At 69.6% G+C, this 18,433-nt stretch carries 19 protein-coding genes and 4 tRNA genes; 16 read left to right on the top strand and 7 right to left on the bottom strand.

The features are described 5' to 3' along the window. Positions 1-5: 5 nt before the first annotated feature. Both ISU10_RS04090 and ISU10_RS04085 read left to right on the top strand, forming a co-directional pair. A complete protein-coding gene (locus tag ISU10_RS04090; RefSeq protein ID WP_194695101.1) occupies positions 6-1,298 on the top strand; it encodes a PDDEXK family nuclease in 1,293 nt (430 codons plus the stop codon). Beyond that, complete coding sequence (locus tag ISU10_RS04085; RefSeq protein ID WP_194695100.1) at positions 1,295-2,386, top strand: PGN_0703 family putative restriction endonuclease; 1,092 nt, start codon at positions 1,295-1,297, stop codon at positions 2,384-2,386. Before ISU10_RS04090 ends, ISU10_RS04085 begins: the two co-directional genes overlap by 4 nt. Positions 2,387-2,439: 53 nt before the next feature. Here ISU10_RS04085 and ISU10_RS04080 read toward each other — a convergent pair whose 3' ends face one another. Further along, complete coding sequence (locus tag ISU10_RS04080) at positions 2,440-2,577, bottom strand: hypothetical protein (protein WP_194695099.1); 138 nt, start codon at positions 2,575-2,577, stop codon at positions 2,440-2,442. Between the two features lie 173 nt (positions 2,578-2,750). Between ISU10_RS04080 and ISU10_RS04075 the strand changes: the two genes are divergently transcribed. Further along, positions 2,751-3,326: a DUF7255 family protein gene (locus ISU10_RS04075; RefSeq protein ID WP_194695098.1), complete on the top strand. Its 576-nt coding sequence runs from the start codon at positions 2,751-2,753 to the stop codon at positions 3,324-3,326. A 107-nt stretch (positions 3,327-3,433) separates the two neighbouring features. Here the strand turns inward: ISU10_RS04075 and ISU10_RS04070 are convergent. The 3 genes from ISU10_RS04070 to ISU10_RS04060 all read right to left on the bottom strand — a co-directional run bounded on the left by ISU10_RS04070 (position 3,434) and on the right by ISU10_RS04060 (position 3,710). Further along, positions 3,434-3,508 (bottom strand) — tRNA-Val (locus ISU10_RS04070). A gap of 28 nt (positions 3,509-3,536) precedes the next feature. Then, positions 3,537-3,607 (bottom strand) — tRNA-Cys (locus tag ISU10_RS04065). 30 nt (positions 3,608-3,637) lie between these two features. Next, positions 3,638-3,710 (bottom strand) — tRNA-Gly (locus ISU10_RS04060). A 113-nt stretch (positions 3,711-3,823) separates the two neighbouring features. On the opposite strand from ISU10_RS04060, the gene ISU10_RS04055 reads away from it, so the two are divergent. From ISU10_RS04055 to ISU10_RS04040, 4 genes are all read left to right on the top strand, one after another. Continuing rightward, entirely contained in the window at positions 3,824-4,645 is an 822-nt protein-coding gene (locus ISU10_RS04055; RefSeq protein ID WP_194695097.1) for an aminotransferase class IV, read from the top strand. Positions 4,646-4,779: 134 nt separating this feature from the next. Further along, positions 4,780-4,851: transfer RNA gene (locus ISU10_RS04050), tRNA-Val, on the top strand. Positions 4,852-5,582: 731 nt separating this feature from the next. After that, positions 5,583-6,665, top strand: a complete 1,083-nt coding sequence (locus ISU10_RS04045) for a zinc metalloprotease (protein WP_194695096.1) — start codon at positions 5,583-5,585, stop codon at positions 6,663-6,665. 102 nt (positions 6,666-6,767) lie between these two features. Continuing rightward, positions 6,768-7,097 (top strand): hypothetical protein, encoded by a 330-nt coding sequence (locus ISU10_RS04040; protein WP_370864715.1) that lies wholly within the window; start codon positions 6,768-6,770, stop codon positions 7,095-7,097. Between the two features lie 3 nt (positions 7,098-7,100). On the opposite strand, the gene ISU10_RS04035 is transcribed toward ISU10_RS04040, so the two are convergent. Then, positions 7,101-9,026, bottom strand: a complete 1,926-nt coding sequence (locus ISU10_RS04035) for a DUF4012 domain-containing protein (RefSeq protein ID WP_194695095.1) — start codon at positions 9,024-9,026, stop codon at positions 7,101-7,103. Between the two features lie 179 nt (positions 9,027-9,205). Here ISU10_RS04035 and thrS point away from each other — a divergent pair, with 179 nt between their 5' ends. Genes thrS through ISU10_RS04020 form a run of 3 tightly spaced genes read left to right on the top strand, consistent with a single transcriptional unit; the run spans position 9,206 to position 12,942 of the window. Beyond that, positions 9,206-11,194, top strand: coding sequence for a threonine--tRNA ligase (gene thrS, locus ISU10_RS04030; protein WP_194695094.1), 1,989 nt, complete (start codon positions 9,206-9,208; stop codon positions 11,192-11,194). Positions 11,195-11,197: 3 nt separating this feature from the next. Beyond that, the gene (locus tag ISU10_RS04025; RefSeq protein ID WP_194695093.1) at positions 11,198-12,391 is read left to right on the top strand and encodes an acyl-CoA thioesterase/bile acid-CoA:amino acid N-acyltransferase family protein; all 1,194 of its coding nucleotides are present in this window, start codon (positions 11,198-11,200) and stop codon (positions 12,389-12,391) included. Further along, positions 12,388-12,942 (top strand): HIT family protein, encoded by a 555-nt coding sequence (locus ISU10_RS04020; protein ID WP_194695092.1) that lies wholly within the window; start codon positions 12,388-12,390, stop codon positions 12,940-12,942. Before ISU10_RS04025 ends, ISU10_RS04020 begins: the two co-directional genes overlap by 4 nt. 50 nt (positions 12,943-12,992) lie before the next feature. On the opposite strand, the gene ISU10_RS04015 is transcribed toward ISU10_RS04020, so the two are convergent. After that, positions 12,993-13,574 (bottom strand): hypothetical protein, encoded by a 582-nt coding sequence (locus ISU10_RS04015; RefSeq protein WP_194695091.1) that lies wholly within the window; start codon positions 13,572-13,574, stop codon positions 12,993-12,995. Positions 13,575-13,624: 50 nt separating this feature from the next. Between ISU10_RS04015 and ISU10_RS04010 the strand changes: the two genes are divergently transcribed. After that, positions 13,625-14,317, top strand: a complete 693-nt coding sequence (locus ISU10_RS04010; RefSeq protein WP_194695090.1) for a response regulator transcription factor — start codon at positions 13,625-13,627, stop codon at positions 14,315-14,317. Further along, entirely contained in the window at positions 14,317-15,564 is a 1,248-nt protein-coding gene (locus ISU10_RS04005; RefSeq protein WP_194695089.1) for a sensor histidine kinase, read from the top strand. Before ISU10_RS04010 ends, ISU10_RS04005 begins: the two co-directional genes overlap by 1 nt. Before the next feature lie 30 nt (positions 15,565-15,594). Here the strand turns inward: ISU10_RS04005 and ISU10_RS04000 are convergent, their stop codons facing one another. After that, positions 15,595-16,071 (bottom strand): hypothetical protein, encoded by a 477-nt coding sequence (locus ISU10_RS04000; RefSeq protein WP_194695088.1) that lies wholly within the window; start codon positions 16,069-16,071, stop codon positions 15,595-15,597. A 131-nt stretch (positions 16,072-16,202) separates the two neighbouring features. Here ISU10_RS04000 and ISU10_RS03995 point away from each other — a divergent pair, with 131 nt between their 5' ends. From ISU10_RS03995 to ISU10_RS03980, 4 genes are read left to right on the top strand one after another with little or no spacing between them, the layout of a single operon-like run. Then, positions 16,203-16,625 carry a hypothetical protein gene (locus ISU10_RS03995; RefSeq protein WP_194695087.1) on the top strand — a complete coding sequence of 141 codons (423 nt, stop codon included), beginning with the start codon at positions 16,203-16,205 and terminating at the stop codon, positions 16,623-16,625. A gap of 1 nt (position 16,626) precedes the next feature. Beyond that, entirely contained in the window at positions 16,627-17,556 is a 930-nt protein-coding gene (locus ISU10_RS03990; RefSeq protein WP_194695086.1) for an FAD:protein FMN transferase, read from the top strand. Further along, entirely contained in the window at positions 17,553-18,122 is a 570-nt protein-coding gene (locus tag ISU10_RS03985) for a DUF8596 domain-containing protein (RefSeq protein ID WP_194695085.1), read from the top strand. Before ISU10_RS03990 ends, ISU10_RS03985 begins: the two co-directional genes overlap by 4 nt. A 25-nt stretch (positions 18,123-18,147) precedes the next feature. Next, positions 18,148-18,345, top strand: a complete 198-nt coding sequence (locus ISU10_RS03980; RefSeq protein ID WP_194695084.1) for a ferredoxin — start codon at positions 18,148-18,150, stop codon at positions 18,343-18,345. The last annotated feature ends 88 nt before the right edge of the window (positions 18,346-18,433 follow it).

Below are 18,433 nucleotides of genomic sequence, written 5' to 3'. Positions count from 1 at the left end.
ATCCCATGAACGACATCAAACAGGCGAGGAAGGACTTCGCCATCGCCGCCGAGAGGGCGGCAGCTGCGACCGTGCAAGACCCGATCCGGGGGTTTGCACCGGGCTCGCGGATGAGCAAGCACGCGCACTGGTTCGTGACTGCCGACGATTCCGTCCTGATCGCGGTGGTATCCCCGGCTGAGAAGCACATCATCGTCGACGAGGTGCTGGCCTACGGGCTGGCTTGGCAGCGCAATCGTGATCTTCACTTGGTGCTGCCGCCGTCGATGCTGGCCGGGACGTTGACCCGGCTTCCATGGATCGAGACCCCGGTCAGAGTCTGGGGATTCGAGGGCGGCGAGCCTCGTCAGGTCCGCACGCTGGCGCGGATCGACGTGTTCGAACGCTTGCGAGCACTGCCGGGGCGCGTCTCGAAGAGGCTGGACCTCACCCCGCAGCAGGAATCGTGGCTGGCCAGGGTCGATACCACCGGTCTGGAGGCTCATGACCGGAGCTATCTGTCCTGGCACCACCAAGGCTTGCAGGTCCTGAAGGTGAGCAACACCCGCAAGGGTCTCCGGATCCAGGCCGGCGTCCAGTACACCGGCAAGAGCGCCACTGCGAAGCCCTACGACCGGACGTTCATGGCGAGGCCGACAGATGAGGAGATCGCTGAGATCAACGCAGAGATCGCCGAGGCGGTTGAGCACGGGGAGAGCAAATCCTCGCAGATGCGGGAGCATCGGATGCAGGCCACTCTCGGGTCGCAAGCGTCCGACCTGGGCTTGGTACACCTCCTCCGCGAGTATCCGGCGTACCGGGGGTTGGACGGGTCGGACTCCAAGAGGGTTGGTCGCCCCGGCTACATCGATTTCCTCGGTGTCGACGCGAAGGGCCACCTCCACGTGGTGGAGACCAAGATCGGGCACGACCCGCGTGTGGTGCTGCAGGCGCTGGACTACGCGATCTGGGTCCGAGCGAACGAGGACGAGATTCGGGCACGCCTCCGCGAGAGCGGGCTCGACGTCGCTGAGCCCAAGTCCGACCCGAACGGCGATCGCCTTCACATGCACCTGGTGCTCGGGCCTGACACGAAGGGCATAGCGTTCAACGGCTACCTCGCGCCGCAGCTCGAGGCGTTGAAGGGCGACTGCCGTGTCGAGGTGCATCTGGTGCCCGACGTCAACGCGTCGCCGCTGGAGCTCCGCCCGCTGCAGGCGAAGGATCTCTGGACCGTAGCCCCGATGGTCGCGAGACCTGTCGAGGGCCCGCGGTGGGCGGGGATGTTGACTCGCGCCCTGATGGGGGGCGACGCATGACGCGGCGCCCCATCGTGAGTCGCGACGATGCGGTTGCGGTCCTGCCGGCGGCGCTGCCCGCGTTGGTCGACCTGCGTGACCGTGGCTTGACACACCGGTGGGTGCGGCACGTGCGCAGTTCGCAGGCGTTCGCGCTGAGTCTGTTCGCTCCACTGCCCGAGGGCGGCGTCAAGCGGGTGCTCGCCCACCTGGGTCTGAAGGTTACCGAGGTCGGCTCGGTGGTCTTTGAGTTCGAGGACCTCGCGGACCGGCTGGGTGAGGCCTCTTCGCGAAGCCCGCATCGCACCCAGGTCGACGTGGTTCTGACTGGGACCACCGAGGACGGCGAGCAGGTCGCGGCCTTCATCGAGGTCAAGCTGAGCGAGATCGACTTCGGCCCCTGCAGTGCCTTCGAGAGCCCAGACAACCCCAGCCGCGCCACCTGTGACTCGCCGGGCTTGTTCGGCAGCGACCCGGGCACATGCTTCCAACTACAGAACCACGGCCGGGGTCGACGCCTCTACGATGACCACCTGCCGCTCCCGCGCGCCCCGAACGGCCCGTCGAATGACGGCGGCTGCGTGGCCCGCCAGGGACGGAACCAGCCAATGCGCAACCTCGCGCTCGCGTCGTTGATGGTCGCCGTGGGCGAGTTCGACCGAGTCGTCTACGCGGTGTGCGCCCCTGAGCGACACCCGACGATCTGGCGACGGTTCGAGGAGTTCCGCGAGGTATTCCCCGACACCGACACCGTGTGGACCGGCTCTATGCCCGCAGAGTTGGTCGCCCGGCAGCACCCCGACGGTGGGGCGGCCTTCGTGAACCGATACGCACCCGCGCTGGCCGACCAGGCGCTGCTGCACCTCTCAGCAGACGGGTCACAACTGCTGGGCGTCTGGGTCGTGCGCGGAGGATCGCTGGAATCGCACTACCCCAACGACGAGTTCGCGTCCCTTGCGGAGGACCGGCTGGCCGGGCAGGACTGGAGCTTCCTGGTTGACGAACTCCCACGGTCCTCGCCGTACGTGGTGTGGTGGGGCCGGGCCGACTGCTCGTTCGCCGAGTCGGCCCGTGATGTGTTCACTAGGCTCACGTACACCTGGGTCTGAGCCCGATCGACCGGCGGAGCTCGCATCGGTCCGGCCAAGGCCCCGCTGAGACATCAGTTCAGATACTGCTTCTCGAAGTCGCTCTTCAGTTGAGCGACGAGGCGCGCCATGCCAGCGGTGCGCCGCGCGTCGTCCAGCGAGTCCGCAACAGCGACCTTCTTCATGATCTTCTTGAAGGTTGTCTCGGGCATCCGACGCGAGAGTGTCATTCCGAGCAGGCTCGGGAACACTGATGCGAAAGCTTCGCGGGCCTCGTGCGCCGCTGAGGCAAGTGTCAAGAAGTTGAGGAGGAAGGCCGACCGGACGGTGCACCGTGTGGGCTGGGTGCGATGCTCGTCCCATGAGAAGAGGGGGCACCGCATAGATGGCCGTCCGGGATTGCCAGAACGCCTTCGCCAAGGCGGCAGCCGCCGATGGCATCGTTCTCGTGCCTGCGAGCGTGCCGTGGCTGAATGGCAGGGGACACCTCGGATTGAGCGGCATCGACCCCGGGGTAATCGCCGCACTGGTCGCAATATTCGCCGCTCTCGAGGGCAGACCTGATGAGCTCGCTGGCAAGCCAATGCGCCTGCTCTCTGGCGACTTCCTCCATGCCTCGTCTGGCACCTTCATTGAGGTGGATGAGCGCCAGCACTTCACTTCGCATCGACTCGTCACGTTGGACCTGTACCCCAATGCGGCGACCGTGGGCTTCGACATCGAGCAATACCGAGCGTTCTGCCGAGAGCTCTCGCCGAAGGCTGATCGGGACTTCGCACACAAGGCGGCGGCAGCCTTCGGGCCGGGCGGCCGGCCGCGCCAGCGGGCGTACAACGACGCGCTCCGGGACTTGGTGACACCGGCGATGGGTCGGCCGCCAATCATTCGCGTCGCGGCTCCGGACCGCGATGGCGCCGCGGCGTACGAGCGCGCTCGGGAGCAACTGAAGGCGCTGCTGTGATGCCGGGGGGAGCGGTCGGACCCGGTCAGAAGGGCCGGTTCCTTGTTCGCCGTATGTTCCCGAAAACGGAAAGAGGCCCTCGAAAGGGCCTCTGACCGGCGGTTATCTGGTGGGCGATACTGGGTTTGAACCAGTGACCTCTTCCGTGTCAAGGAAGCGCGCTACCGCTGCGCCAATCGCCCGTGGTGGTGCTGGTGAATCTTTAGTTCGAGGTGGGTACGGGATTTGAACCCGTGTACACGGATTTGCAGTCCGTTGCCTCGCCTCTCGGCCAACCCACCGTGGAGGCCACACGTGGCCGGCAACTCCCGAGCGGACGACGAGGCTCGAACTCGCGACCTCAACCTTGGCAAGGTTGCGCTCTACCAACTGAGCTACGTCCGCTTGTCACACCGGTTGCCCGGCAGAACGAAGAGAACCATACCCAAAGGTCCAGCCCCCTCCAATTTGAGGTCCGGCGGGCGTGGCGCAGGGGTCGGGGCCCTAGGGTCGAGGGCATGCGTGCGTGGGTCAACGGCAGCCTTCTCGACGATCCGGGAGCCCCTGCCATCGCGGTCAGCGACCACGGTCTGACGGTCGGCGACGGGGTCTTCGAGGCGGTCAAGGTCGTCGACGACCAGCCGTTCGCGCTGACGTTGCACCTCGAGCGGTTGGCGCGGTCAGCCCAGGGCCTGGGACTTCCCGAGCTCGACGAGCCCGACGTACGCAAGGGCGTGGAGGCGGTGCTGAACGGGGCGGGTCTGGCCCTCGGCCGACTCCGGATCACCTACACCGGAGGGCCGGCGCCCCTGGGTTCGGGTCGAGGAGATGAGCCGCCGACCCTGATCGTGGTCGCTGCGCCGATGGATCCCGCAGCGGGGAGTGCGACCGTGGCGACGATGCCCTGGCCGCGTAACGAGCGCGGGGCGATCGCCGGCCTCAAGACGACGTCGTACGCCGAGAACGTCGTCGCGCTGGCCGAGGCCCGGCGACGCGGGGCGACGGAGGCGGTGTTCGCCAACCTCGCCGGACACCTGTGCGAGGGCACCGGCACCAATGTCTTCTACGTCGTCGACGGCGAGCTGCGCACCCCGACGCTCGCGAGCGGCTGCTTGGCGGGAGTGACCAGGGGACTGGTGCTCGAGTGGTACGGCGGGCGCGAGGTCGACGAGCCCATCGAGGCGCTCGCGGGAGCCACCGAGATCTTCTTGGCGTCGACCACCCGAGACGTCCAAGGTGTCTCGCGGTGGGACGACCGTGACCTCACGGCCCCGGGCCCCGTCACGCGGGACGCGCTCGAGACCTGGCGCCACCGCGAGCACGAGCTGATGGGGATCTGAGGCTCACCCGTCCGCGCCCGAGCCCAGGCGCCACCTCGAACGGCGGCTGTCGCGGGACTGCAGATGTGAAGACGCCCGGAGTCGTGCGCTAAGGTTTCGCCTCGTCCCGGGAGGGACTCCGAGGCAGCAATCTCGGGCGATTGGCGCAGTGGTAGCGCGCTTCGTTCACACCGAAGAGGTCACTGGTTCGAACCCAGTATCGCCCACCGTCTTCTCCTCGCCGGCTGGAGCCGCCGGCTCTTCATCAGGCTGCTGGGCCGTGTCGGTGCCGCCGCTGTGCCACTCGATCAAGCGCAGCAGGGGATCGTCGTCGGGTTCGGTCGCGCGCACGCAGGTTCCTCCTCGGTCGTCGTGCCGGCGCTCGCATGCCGTGCCCGAGGCCTGCGTCGCTCCTCTCCATTGTTACCCCTGTGTTGATGTTTGTTGGCGAAACCCACACAAACTGCTCGGGTTGATCTAGCGTGGTCATGGCGATCCCGGGTTGGGCCCGGCTCGCAGGTCCTGCCGTCACCCCCCAGCGACAGGGCCAGGAGGAAGCTCGTGACTCGGCACGCCCACCACCATCCACCTCTCCACGCGTTCGTCGACGACAGCCCGTTATGGGTTCGTCGGCCCCGAGGTCGTCGGCCTACGCCTCGCATCCTCGTGACGGCACGTTGCGTGCTGGCGTTGGTGTGGGTCACCGTCCTGCTCGGGCTCCCGCCTCTGCTACGAGCAGCCGGAGCAGCGCTCGACTGACGTCGCGACCAGCGCCGCACCTGGCACGCGCCGGACTTCGTCTGCCCGGGTCACACACAGATAACGCAGCCCTGTCGAGAGGTCACGAGAAGGTCACGACGACCGGACGCGACCAGGCTTAACCCCTGCGGGTCTTCACCTGCGAAGCGACCCCGGCGTAGCCTCCGGTGCCTACGTGAACTTTCCGAGGGGGGAAGGCATGATGCACACCAGCATGCTGGTACGCCGGGTCGGCGTCGCTACCGCGGCGCTCGGGCTGGCCATCGCCGGGCTCGCGGCTCCGACCATGGGCGCGCCGGCGAAGGAGAAGAAGTCCGTCGACTGCGTCGACTACAAGGGCACGGTCCCCAAGTCGCCCAAGGGCTCGATCCCGAAGGACGACAAGGTCGTCATCAAGCAGGACCCGCTGAAACTCCAGGCGCAGAAGAACGCCCGGATCGCGAAGGCGGCCGGCAAGAAGAACGTCTCCGCGGCCATCCCGACCGTGCCGGACCCCGACTTCCACGTCGTGGTGCCGGTGCGCTTCCACGAGATCCTCAAGGCCAAGGGCAACGGCGGGGGTGACCTGTCCGACGCGCGCATCGCCGCGCAGATCGACGCGCTCAACATCGGCTACGCCGGCACCGGCTTCCAGTTCGAGCTGGTGGAGAACACCGAGACGGTCATGCCCGAGTGGTGGAACCTCATCGGCGCCAACGGCGCCGAGCCCCGACTGTTCCGTGGCGGCGGCAAGGAGGTCGCCATGAAGAAGCTGCTCTCCGACGACGACCCCCAGACCCTTGACGTCTACTCGGCGTCACTGGGCCAGTCGTTGCTGGGATGGGCCTGGTTCCCCTCCGACTTCACGGAGTTCGCCGAGTCCACCCACGGCCCGCTGCCTCGGTACTTCGACGGCGTGGTCATCGACTTCCGTTCGGTGCCCAACCCGGAGGGCAACACCGAGGGCGACACCCGCGTCTACCCCGACGGCACCTACGAGGAGGGTGACACCCTCACCCACGAGGTCGGTCACTGGTTCGAGCTCTACCACACCTTCCAGGGCGGCTGCCCCGGCAGCGAGAGCTACAACGGCGGCGACCAGATCGCCGATACGCCTGCGGAGGCCTCGCCCAACTTCCTGTGCCCCGACGCGAGCGAGGAGCCGCGGGACAGCTGCGCCGACGACCCGGGCTTCGACCCGATCAACAACTTCATGGACTACTCCTTCGACGGCTGCCTGACCGAGTTCACCCCCGAGCAGGCCGCCCGCATGCAGTTCGCCTGGGACACCTACCGCGCCTGAGGCGGGGAACCCGCGCGACGACCGGCGAGCCCGGCACCCCACCAAGGGTGCCGGGCTCGACCTTTGTCGAACACCTGTTCGAATTCGTGTCAGAATGGCCGCGTGGCGGGTGGCATGAACAAGCGCGGGGGACACGGCTACGGCACGATGGCCGAGCGCATCGCGGCGACCAAGGCGGCCGCATCAGCCTCCGAAGGTGCGGGCCGCGAGGCCACGCCGGCCGAGCTTCCGGCACCCCACGGCGAGCGCGGGCCGGGCTCCCTGAGGCACTGCTGGGTCGACCACGACCACGGACGGGTGCCGGGCCTGCTGATCGAGTGGCGCCGTACGGCGTCGGGGTGGCAGGGCCGTGTCGTCCACCCGGTCCGCGACCCCAGCGGCTGGATCCTGGTCGAGGAGTGGCTGCCGGCGGCTTCGCTGGTTCAGGCGTGAGTCCTAGAGACGCGCGAGGTCGACCTCGAGGCGCTTGGACTCGTCGCTGTCGCCGCTGCTGAACCTCAGCGTTCGCCCGTTGACCAGCTTCCAACCCTCGGGGGTCGCAGTCGGCCCGTAGCCCTCGGGCACGTGGAGGGTGACGGTGTACTTCTGCTTGGTCACCATGCCCTGCTGGTCGATGTCGAGGTGGTAGAGCAGCGAGCTGCCGTCGACCACGGCCGCGTCGGGCACGCGGTACTTCACGGTGATCACCGTCGAGGCCTGCGGCTCGAGCGTCACGTTGCGATAGATGTAGGGGCGGTCGAGAACCTGGCGCACGACCGGGTCCCAGGGCTCCCCGTCGACGTCGACCGCACCTTGGAGCTCGGCGCCTCGAGGCATGAAGAGGGCCACCGCACTGCCGTTGTAGCGCGTGAAGTAGCCCCATCCGGGGTCCTCGGAGTCGGGTGCCACCGCGCCGTGCGCCCACGGGGGAGTAAACGGCGGCGAGTCGTTGTCGACGGTGATCTTGACGGTGACCTCCGCGCTGCCGTCGGTCTTGAGCTTGACGTCGGAGTCGACGGTGCGGGCCTGCCAGTAGTCGGCCTTGCTGAAGTTGGTGTTCTGGCTGAACACCCCGAGGTAGTCGTGGTCGGTGCCGCTCAGGTCGCCAGAGAGGTGGCGGTGCTGGAAGGCGGTCTGGAGGCGGGTGTCGCGGAAGTACAGCGCGAAGTGGCGGCCCTTTGCTGCTCGCGCCAGCACCTGGAACTTCTCGAAGAACTTGCCGCCCTGGAAGAGCTTCTCCCTGAACGCCGGCACCACGGCACGGTTGATCTCACGGCGCTGTTCCTCGGAGGCGTACTTGTCGTAGCTGCCGGCCAGCACCTTGACCAGGTTGCCCGCGTTGAGCTCGCCGACCCCCTCGGCCTGCACGGGTCCGGTCAGGTTCATCAGCCGCGCGAGGGCGACCAGGTCGACGGCGATGACGCCTTCGTAGTCCTCGTCGAAGCGCACCTTCCACGCGCGCAGCAGCTCCTCGCCCGACTGCGTCCAGTACGGCGAGAAGGTCGCGCTCACCAGTCGCGCCTTGCCCTTGCGGTGGAACGGGTTGCCCACGACCTTGGGCCAGCCGATCCGGCCGCGGCCGTCGGCCACGATGTCCTCGTTGGTCACCGTGTCACCGAACTCGATGTTGCCCTTGTCGAACATCAGCGGCACCAGCGTCAACGTGGCGCCGCCGGAGTAGCGCTGCTCGGCGGGGTTCATGATCGCGACGAGGTACTTGCTCTCCTGGTCCTGGCCGAGCACGTCGGGCAGGGCCTCGAGCACGGGCTCGGCCTCGTCATAGGTGGAGCGCAGCGGGTCGATGCGCGCGCTCGCCTCGTCGCGGGCATCGGCCACGGCGTCGCCCACGAAGGGGGTGTTGCCCTTGACCTCTGCCAGGTCGTCGGAGGCTGCGCGGAGGTGGGTGCCGGCGAGCTCGAGGTCGGCGAGGATGCCGTCGAGCTTGTCGAGGTCGATCCGCTTGCCCTGCACCAGGTCGTCGCTCTGCATCAGCTCGGGGTAGACCTGCGTGCCGATCTCGGCCATCGAGGTCGCATGGTCGAGAGCGGCCACGAGGTGACGCACGTCCTTGACGCCGCCGCCCGCGACCGGCACCCAGCGCCAGACGTCTCCGCCGAAGCCGTTGACGAGGTCGGAGGCCCTGTCGACGTGCTGACGAGCCAAGGCGACGTGGGTCTCGGCCGTCTTGACGTCTTGGGCCTCGATGGCGTCCTGGGCCCTCTCCAGCTCAGCCTTGGCCGCCTCGGCCTCGGGCTTGACATCAGCCATGGGTCGGGCCAGCACGGCCAGTGCGACGAGCACGAAGAAGAGCACGCCGAGGCCCAGCAGAACCCAGGGCCAGCGGCGGCGCCGGCTCCCGGATTCGCGCTTCTCGCGTGCCATCGAGCCCCCTCGTGCGGCTTGCATCCGTCGCAGGAAGGATAGGGGGAGGCCGGTGAGGTGCATGACGAAACCGCCGCGACCGATCGCGAACGCGGTCGATAGCATCGCAGTCTTGTCACTGTGGTCTCGAGACGGGCGCTAGCGCGCCCTCCTCAACCAACGAAGGAAGGAGCAGGCCCGTGTCCGACATCAAGATCGCCCTCGTCACCGCCGGTGCGCGCGAGGAGAAGGCGGTCACGACGGGCACCAAGGCCTGGGAGCTGTTCACCGAGGCGCCTGACGTGATCGCGGCCCGAGTCTCCGGGCAGCTCAAGGACCTGTCCTACGAGCTGGCCGACGGCGACGAGGTCGAGGCCGTGGCCATCGACTCCCGTGACGGTCACGACATCCTGCGCCACTCCACCGCCCACGTGATGGCCCAAGCCGTGCAGGAGATCTGGCCCGAGGCGAGGCTCGGGATCGGCCCGCCGATCGACAACGGCTTCTACTACGACTTCGACGTCGAGGTGCCGTTCAAGCCCGAGGACCTCGAGGCGATCGAGACCCGGATGCGCAAGATCATCAAGGAGAACCAGCGCTTCTCCCGACGGGTGGTCTCCGACGCCGAGGCGATCGAGGAGCTCCAGGCCGAGCCCTACAAGATCGAGCTGATCGGGCTGAAGGGTTCCGGCCAGGCCGAGGAGGCCGCAGAGGGCGCCGGCGCAGAGGTCGGCGCCGGCGAGCTGACCATCTACGACAACATCCGCCGCGACGGCGAGGTGGCCTGGTCCGACCTGTGCCGTGGTCCGCACCTGCCGACCACGAAGCGGATCCCGGCCTTCAAGCTGATGCGCAGCGCCGCGGCGTACTGGCGGGGCAACGAGAAGAACAAGCAGCTCCAGCGCATCTACGGCACCGCGTGGGAGTCGAAGGACGCGCTGGCCGAGCACCTGCACCGCCTCGAGGAGGCGGAGCGACGCGACCACCGCAAGATCGGCCGCGACCTCGACCTCTACTCCTTCCCCGAGGAGCTCGGTCCAGGCCTGGTCGTCTTCCACCCCAAGGGCGGCGTGATCAAGCGCGTCATGGAGGACTACGTCCGGCAGCGGCACATCGAGGAGGGTTTCTCCTACGTCGGCACGCCCCACATCAGCAAGGACGGGCTGTTCCACACCTCCGGTCACCTGCCGTACTACGCCGAGACGATGTACCCGCCCATGGAGCTGGAGGGCTCGAAGTACCAGCTCAAGGCGATGTCGTGCCCGATGCACAACCTCATCTACCAGTCGCGCGGCCGGTCCTACCGTGAGCTTCCCCTTCGGCTCTTCGAGTTCGGCGGCGTCTACCGCTACGAGAAGTCCGGTGTCGTCGGCGGCCTGACCCGCGTGCGCGGGATGACGCAGGACGACTCCCATTCCTACGTGACCGCCGAGCAGGCGCCCGACGAGATCAAGCACCTGCTGAACTTCTGCCTCGGCCTGTTCCGAGACTTCGGCCTCGACGACTTCTACCTCGAGCTGTCGACCCGTGACGACAAGAACAAGCAGAAGTTCAAGGGCTCCGACGAGGACTGGGCGACCGCGACCGCCGTGCTGCAACGGGTCGCCGACGAGTCCGGCCTGGAGATGGTGCCCGATCCGGGCGGGGCGGCGTTCTACGGCCCCAAGATCTCCGTGCAGGCACGGGACGCGATCGGCCGCACCTGGCAGATGTCGACAGTGCAGTACGACTTCGCGCAGCCGGCCGGGTTCGGCCTGGAGTACCAAGCAGCCGACGGCACGCGCCAGCAGCCGGTGATGATCCACTCCGCGAAGTTCGGCTCGATCGAGCGGTTCATCGGCGTGCTGGTCGAGCACTACGCCGGTGCCTTCCCGCCCTGGCTCTCGCCGGTGCAGGTCCAAGGGATCCCGATCGCAGAGCGGCACAACGACTACCTCGACGACGTCGCACAGCAGATGCGCGCGCGCGGGCTGCGGGTCGAGGTCGACGACTCCGACGACCGGATGCAGAAGAAGATCCGCAACGCGCAGCTGCAGAAGGTGCCGTTCATGGTGATCGCCGGCGACCAGGACGTCGAGGCCGGCGCGGTGTCGTTCCGCTACCGCGACGGTCACCAGGACAACGGGGTGCCGGTGGCGGAGGCGATCGAGCGGGTCGCGGCCGCGGTGGCCTCGCGCGAGCAGGTCTGACGCGTGGAGCTGCGTCCCGGCCGCGCGGGTGCGCTCGTCGACACCCCTGATGGCGTCGTTGTCACCGGCGCCCCGCCGCGTGCGCGCGTCACGATCGAGGCGTCCCTGGAGCTGTCGGGCCTGTCGTGGTCGTGCGTGGGCGAGTATGTCGTCGACGACAACGGGGAGGTCGACACCGCGCGTGCTGCCAGTGTGGGCGGCAGCTACCACGGCGTCGACCCGTTCGGGCTCTTCTGGAGCGCCGACGTACCCCGGCGTCCAGACCCGCAGTCGGTGCGTCCGCTCAACGTCACGCTGCGGGCGACCTGCGAGGACCTCGTCTGCGACGCGTCGTACTTGCGCCGCGTGCAGGGAGATGGCGTCACCGACCACGTCGTGGACGCGACGGGCGTGGTCGGACGGTTGTTCGCGCCCGCGGAGGAAGGCGGTTCGCGCGCCGTCGTGCTCCTCTCCGGGTCGGAGGGCGGGATGGCCTGGCCGTTGATGGGGGCCTTGCTCGCCTCACACGGCGTCACCTCCCTGAGCCTGGCGTACTTCGGCAGGGCGGGCGTGCCCGACCAGCTGCGCGACATCGACGTGGAGGTCGTCGGGCGAGCCTGCGACTGGCTGCGCCGCGTGCCCGGGGTCGAGGACCGGCCTCCGTCGGTCATCGGCATCTCCAGGTCGGGAGAGCTGGCGTTGCTCGCGGCGGCTCTGGAGCCGGACAAGGTGGGTCCGGTGGTCAGCTTGGTCGGCAGCGGCGTCGCCTGGGGCGAGCTCGACGAGCAGACCGGCGCTCACGTCGCAGCGTGGCGGTTCGAGGGCGAGCCGGTGCCGCAGCTGCGCGAGGATCCGGACCACCCGCTCGCGCTGCTCGACGATGCCGAGGCGTTGGCGGCCGCGGAGATCCCTGTAGAGCGGGCCACCGGGCCCGTGCTGCTGCTCAGCGGTGAGGATGACGGGTTCTGGCCCAGTGCTCGGTTGAGCCGGATCGCCGAGGCGCGCGCGCAGCGCGAGGGTTGCGGCGAGAAGGTTGTGCACGTGGCCTACCCGGACGCCGGCCATGGGGTCGGCTCCCCGCCGGGGCTGGCCATGCCCTCGGTGGTGCACCTCGGGGAGGCCACGCTCCGGCCCGGCGGCACCCGCGCCGGCAACCAGGCCGCCCGGGTGGACGCGTGGAGTCGCATCCTCGAGCACGTGGGAGCCCCGATCCGATGACCCGGCCCGACAGCCGGCCCGACAGCCGGCACCAGGACGGCGTCGGCGGGCCCGATGGCCTGGAGCGTCTCTGGACGCCGTACCGGATGGCCTACATCCGCGGCGAGAACAAGCCGGCCGACGGATCCGAGGCGGAGTGTCCCTTCTGTCGGATCCCGCGCGGGGACGACGTGTCCGGACTCGTGGTGCGACGTGGCGCGACGGCGTACGCCGTGCTCAACCTGTATCCCTACACCGCCGGCCACCTGATGGTCTGCCCCTACCGTCACGTCGCCGACTACACGGAGGTCACCGACGAGGAGTCGGCCGAGATCGGTGAGCTGACGCGGGCCGCGATGCGCACCGTGCGCGCCGTCTCGCACGCCGAGGGCTTCAACGTCGGGATGAACCAGGGCACGGCCGGAGGGGCCGGCATCAGGGCGCACCTGCACCAGCACGTCGTGCCGAGGTGGGTCGGCGACAGCAACTTCATGCCGGTCGTCGGTCACACCAAGACGCTGCCCCAGCTGCTACAGGACACCCGGGCCCTGCTGGCGGAGGCGTGGGACTGACGAGTCCGCGTCCGCTCGCCGAGCGGTGGCCGCGGTCGAGGGCCGCCTCGTCAGTCGTCCGACACCTCTGCCCTGAAGTCCGGGACCCCCGAGACGCAGCGCGCCCTGACCGTCGCGCCATGGCCCGTCTCGTCCTCGCGGCCCTCGAACTCGATCTCCAGCTCCTCCGGCCCACCGTTCTTGACCTCGGCGCGGAACCCGTCGGCCGGAGCTGCTGAGATCACTGAGATCACAGCCCGCTCACACTGAGCGACGACGGCTCCGCCGAGCCCCTGCCAGGTGCGCCGCTGCGGAGCAGGCCCTGGTGAGGACGTCGGTGGTGAGCCCCGCGGTGTCGTGGGTGGCGAAGCGGCCGGGGAGGCGGGCGGGGGTTGGGAGGAGTCGGGGGAGTCCGACGGCGTGGAGCCCGGTGAGGACGTCGCGGTCGACGCGTCGGTGGCGGCCGAGGAGGGCTCCGGCGAGACGTCCTCGGAGGGCCGCCCCAGGGTGGTTCCCGATGCCGGCGCGAGCGGCTGTTGGGAGGCGACCACCTCGCCCCCGGCGCGCGAGATCACTGCCCACACCAGCGTGGAGGCCGCGCCGACCAGGACCAGCCAGGCCATGACGGCGGCAACCGCGCGGACCCTGCTCATGAGGCCATCCTTCCAGCGGGGCGGTAGGACGTGCGGGCTACGGTTCGGCCATGACGAGCGTCCTGGTGGTGGAGGACGACGACGCGATCCGCACCGCGGTGACCCGTGGCCTGCGCGAGCGCGGGCATGCGGTGGCCGCGGTGGCCAGCGGGCTTGCGTGCCTGGAGCACATCCTTCGCGAGCAGCCACAGGTGGTGCTGCTGGACCTGGGTCTCCCCGACGTCGACGGCCTGACGCTGATCGCGATGATCCGGGCCGCCAGCGACGTCCCGATCATCGTGGTCACCGCCCAGGACGACGATCCGACGATGGTCAAGGCACTCGACAGCGGGGCCGACGACTACGTCGTCAAGCCCTTCGGCACCGACCAGGTGGCCGCCAGGATCCGGGCGGTGCTGCGGCGTGTGGGCCGCGACCCTGCTGCGTCGGTGGTGAAGGTGGGCGGGCTGGTGGTCGACGAGGGTGCACGCCGGGCCACCCTCGACGGCACCGTCTTGGAGCTCTCGCGCAAGGAGTTCGACGTCCTCGCGCTGCTCGCGTCCAGACCCGGGCAGGTCGTCACCAAGCGGGAGCTGCTCGCCGAGGTGTGGCAGGAGGTCTACGGCGGGTCCGACCGCACCGTCGACGTGCACCTGTCGTGGCTGCGGCGCAAGCTCGGTGAGTCCGCTGCCCAGCCGCGATACCTGATCAGCGTGCGTGGCGTCGGCGTACGCCTGGTCGACCCGTACGCCGAGGACGCCTGATGCGGCGGCGGATCTCATTGCTGGTCGTCGCCACGACGTCGGCGGTGGTGGTGTCCTTCGTGGTTCCGCTGTGCCTGCTGGTCGACACGTTGGCCGAGGACCGCGCCATGGCGGCGGCAGACCAGGAGGCCCGCAACGTGGCGATCCTGGTCGCCGGACTCAACGGCGACCCGCAGCTGGCCGAGCTCGTCGCAGACATCGACAGCAGGGGCAGGCCGACGACCGGCGTGCTGACGCCGGACGGGCACCAGCTGGGCGGGGGCCCTGGCCTCGCCGGGGACCCCGAGGTGCAGCGCGCGCTGGACGGGGAGGCCTTCACCGTCGTCGACGAGAAGGGCGGGCGGGTGCTGGTGCCTGTCCTCGTCGAGGACGGCACAGCGGTGGTGCGCACGAGCGTGACCCCGCAGGACCTCCGCAGCGGCGTGAGAGGGGCCTGGGCGGGGATCATCGGCCTCGGCGTCGGGTTGCTGGCCCTCGCTGTAGCGGTTGCCTGGCAGCTGGGCCGGCGTATCAGCGAGCCGCTCCGTGAGGTCGCGGCCACCGCTCACCGGCTGCGCGAGGGCGACCTGCAGGCGCGCGCCGTGGTCAGTGGTCCGGGCGAGACCCAGGAGCTGGCGCGGGCGCTGAACGGCTTGGCCGAACGGACCGGGGAGCTGCTGGTCAGTGAGCGTGCCGCGGTCGGTGACCTGTCGCATCGACTGCGTACGCCGGTGACCGCCCTCCGCCTGGACGCCGAAGCCGTGACTGACCCGGAGCTGGGCGAGCGCCTGCAGCACCACATCGCGGGACTGCAGCGCGCGATCGACGCGATCGTGCGCGAGGCGCGCAGGCCGGTGCGCACCGACCTGTCGCCCAGCTGTGAGGCTCGAGCCGCAGTGGCCCACCGGCTCTCCTTCTGGCAGCCGCTCGCAGAGGACCAGGCGCGAGCGCTGGGAGTGTCCTTGCCCCACGAGGAGCTGAGGGTCCCGCTCGCGGCAGAGGACCTCGGTGACCTCGTCGACGTACTGGTGGACAACGTCTTCGCCCACACTCCCGAGGGGACCGCTCTGCGCGTCGAGCTGGGGCGAGAGGGCGATCAGGCGGTGATCACGGTCTCGGACTCGGGACCGGGTTGGCCCTCCCGGCCGCGGCGCCAGCGGCCCGGGAGCACCGGTGTGGGGCTCGACATCGCCTTGCGCACCGCCACTGGTTGCGGTGGCACGCTGTCGACCGGTGTGAGCGCCGCGGGCGGCGCCCAGGTATGGTGAGGCTGCCGGTGACGGACGCCTGAGGTCGGGTCAGTCACCTTCTGCTTCGCTGTCGGAGTCGTGCTCGTCGGCATGGTCGGTCGCATCGTCGTCGTGCGCGCCGTCGTCCGTGCCGTCGTCCGTGTCGCGCGCATCGTCGCGAGAGTCGTCGCGACTGTCCTCGCCGTGCTGGTCGTCGTCGCCGGGGTCGGTGTCGTGGACGGTCCCGCCCGGACCGGTGGCGGTGCTCGTCGCGGCGGCCGCGGCCGAGGCCGGGGTCACGGCGGGCAGGACGACCGTGCGGACGACATGCCTGACACAGGCCTTCTGGTGCAGCCGCGTCCCGTCCGGGCACGGCGCCCACCGCACCCGTGAACCGAGTGCGGCGGGGGCGACGGTGCCCGCCTGCTGCATCGAGTCGGATGGTCGTTCGACGCTGTCGGGGACCTGGCTGCGATACGCGGCGACCGATCCCGCAAGACCGGCAACGAGTGCGGCCGACGCGACGCCGGCGGACAGGAGCTTCATGAGCCAACGATGGGACGTGTCCTGATATGCGTGCCTCGCGAGAACATCAAGGAACTCTCAAGACTTTCCATGACCAGCTCTTAACGCGGCGATGAGACGTGCTTGTCACGGGCCCGATGATCCTGGCGAGCATGAGCTACGACGCCCGCACCCGCGATCGCTACCGAGGCACGGTCAGTGTCATGACGGGGGTCGTCGGGGCAACGGCGATCACGGCAACCGGGTGGGTGGCCGGGGTCGTGGCGCAGGACGCACAGGAGGAAGCGGCCACGCAGGCGACCAGCGAGGCCACCGCACAGCAGGGGGACGCAGGTCGGGTCGCCAGCCCGGACGTCCGCGGCCCTCGTCCTCGGACGGTGCTCCGCCAGCGGCCGATCAAGACCCGGGTCACCTTGCGCTACGTCACGGCCGCGTCCGGAGTCCCTGGCGTGGGGGGAACCGTGAGTGCGGGGCCGACCCAGACCCGACCAGCACCCGCGCCGCACGCGGCACCGGCCCCGCCACCCGCACCGCCACAACCGCCTCCGCCCCCGGCTCCGTCGAACGGGTCCTGACGTGTCCACGGCCTCCAGCGATACGACCACGACCTTCGAGGCTCTGGGGTGCACCGTGTTCGTCGCCGTCCGTGACCCGGCCGAGCTGGCCGCGGCGAGAGGTCTGGCCGTTCGCGTGGTCGTCGACGTCGACGAGACGTGTAGCCGGTTCCGTGCGGACTCCGACCTCTCGCGCGTCAATGCGCACCCAGGCGAGTGGGTCGAGGTCGACCCGCTCCTCGTCGCGGCGGTCGACGTGGCGATCGGGGCCGCGAGGGAGACCGGCGGCCTGGTCCATCCGCTGCTCGGACGCCAGCTGGTCGCCTTGGGATACGACCGTGACTTCGGGGCCCTCGTGGATCGCGACGGCGCAGAGGTCGTCGAGACGGAGGTGTCGGATCTCGACGCCTGGCAGCGGATCGGGCTCGACCCCTCCGGTGGGATCCGGATCCCGCCAGGGACCTCACTCGACCTCGGGGCGACCGGCAAGGCGTGGGTCGCCGATCTGGTGGCGGCGGCGTACGAGGAGCACCTGCGTGGATCTGCCGTGGTGAGCGTCGGAGGAGACGTCCGGATCGCGCAGCGGGACCCGGAGCCGTGGCCGATCGCCATCGCCGAGCGTCCCGGGTCCGTTCCCGACGAGGTCGTCCACCTCGATGCGGGCGGCATGGCGACCTCCAGCACCTGCGTACGCCGCTGGACGCTGAGGGGCGCGCGGCTCCACCACCTGCTGGATCCGCGCACCGGACGTCCCGCCCCCGAGGTGTGGCGCACCGTGACGTCGACAGGCGCTACCTGCTCGTCGGCGAACACGGCGACCACCGCAGCGGTCGTCCTCGGCACCGCCGCACCTGGTTGGCTCGAGTCACGCGGCGTCAGCGCGAGGCTGGTGGCGGCCGACGGCTCCGTGCACAGGGTCGGGGCCTGGCCAGAGGGGAGGCGGGCGGCATGACCGACGGGCCGCTGCTCTGGTACGTCAACCGCGCCACCGGCGTCGTACTCCTGCTTCTGCTGACGCTGACGGTGGTGCTCGGCGTGCTGAGTGTGCGCGGGAGTCACGGACGCCGGCTGCCGGCGTTCGTGACCCAGGACCTCCATCGCAACCTGGCGCTGTTGGGGGTCGTCATGTTGGGCGTGCACATCGCTTCCGCGGTGGTCGACAGCTACGTGGACATCCGCTGGTGGCAGGCCCTGGTGCCGGCCGGGGCGACCTACGAGCCGGTGTGGCTCGGTCTGGGTGCGCTGGCCTTCGACTTCCTGCTCGTCCTGGTCGTCACGAGCCTGGTCCGGACCCGACTGGGTCATCGCTCCTGGCGAGCCGTCCACTTGTCGGCATGGGTCGCGTGGTGCCTCTCCGTCGTGCACGGCATCGGCATCGGGACAGACCTGCGCCAGCCCGGTGGGCTGGCGGTGCTGCCCACCCTCGGGTGCTGTGTGGCCGTGCTGGCGGCCTTCATCGTGCGTGCCTCTTGGGCTCGTCGCCCCGAACCCCCGCACTCCGTGCGGAGCGTCGCGTGAGCATGGCACCGAGAGGGCTGGAGCCATGAGCCACGCGCTGCTTGTCGACTGGCCGGCCTGCCGCGCTCGGGGGTTGTGCCGCGAGCTGCTGCCGGAGATCGTCACGCTGGATGAGTGGGGCTATCCGATCGTGGCGGACCTGGTGTCCGACGACCTGTTGCCCGCTGCTCGTGCGGCAGTCCGCGGGTGCCCCCGACTGGCGCTCAGGCTCGACCAGCGGTGACCGCAGCTGATATGTAGGCGATTCCTGTCAAGTGGCAGGGTGAGGCGCCCGTCTCGATCGCTCGGGGCGGGCGCCTCGTGCTTCGTCG

It is taken from the genome of Nocardioides agariphilus, assembly GCF_015352445.1.
In the GTDB taxonomy this organism is placed as follows: domain Bacteria; phylum Actinomycetota; class Actinomycetes; order Propionibacteriales; family Nocardioidaceae; genus Nocardioides; species Nocardioides agariphilus.
This window is presented reverse-complemented; position numbering and strand designations above follow the sequence as displayed.

Coding starts and splice junctions, on each gene's coding strand:
- ISU10_RS04090 (WP_194695101.1), top strand. CDS start 6: ATGAACGACATCAAACAGGCGAGGAAGGACTTCGCCATCGCCGCCGAG.
- ISU10_RS04085 (WP_194695100.1), top strand. CDS start 1,295: ATGACGCGGCGCCCCATCGTGAGTCGCGACGATGCGGTTGCGGTCCTG.
- ISU10_RS04080 (WP_194695099.1), bottom strand. CDS start 2,577: ATGCCCGAGACAACCTTCAAGAAGATCATGAAGAAGGTCGCTGTTGCG.
- ISU10_RS04075 (WP_194695098.1), top strand. CDS start 2,751: ATGGCCGTCCGGGATTGCCAGAACGCCTTCGCCAAGGCGGCAGCCGCC.
- ISU10_RS04055 (WP_194695097.1), top strand. CDS start 3,824: ATGCGTGCGTGGGTCAACGGCAGCCTTCTCGACGATCCGGGAGCCCCT.
- ISU10_RS04045 (WP_194695096.1), top strand. CDS start 5,583: ATGATGCACACCAGCATGCTGGTACGCCGGGTCGGCGTCGCTACCGCG.
- ISU10_RS04035 (WP_194695095.1), bottom strand. CDS start 9,026: ATGGCACGCGAGAAGCGCGAATCCGGGAGCCGGCGCCGCCGCTGGCCC.
- ISU10_RS04020 (WP_194695092.1), top strand. CDS start 12,388: ATGACCCGGCCCGACAGCCGGCCCGACAGCCGGCACCAGGACGGCGTC.
- ISU10_RS04015 (WP_194695091.1), bottom strand. CDS start 13,574: ATGAGCAGGGTCCGCGCGGTTGCCGCCGTCATGGCCTGGCTGGTCCTG.
- ISU10_RS04010 (WP_194695090.1), top strand. CDS start 13,625: ATGACGAGCGTCCTGGTGGTGGAGGACGACGACGCGATCCGCACCGCG.
- ISU10_RS04005 (WP_194695089.1), top strand. CDS start 14,317: ATGCGGCGGCGGATCTCATTGCTGGTCGTCGCCACGACGTCGGCGGTG.
- ISU10_RS04000 (WP_194695088.1), bottom strand. CDS start 16,071: ATGAAGCTCCTGTCCGCCGGCGTCGCGTCGGCCGCACTCGTTGCCGGT.
- ISU10_RS03995 (WP_194695087.1), top strand. CDS start 16,203: ATGAGCTACGACGCCCGCACCCGCGATCGCTACCGAGGCACGGTCAGT.
- ISU10_RS03985 (WP_194695085.1), top strand. CDS start 17,553: ATGACCGACGGGCCGCTGCTCTGGTACGTCAACCGCGCCACCGGCGTC.
- ISU10_RS03980 (WP_194695084.1), top strand. CDS start 18,148: ATGAGCCACGCGCTGCTTGTCGACTGGCCGGCCTGCCGCGCTCGGGGG.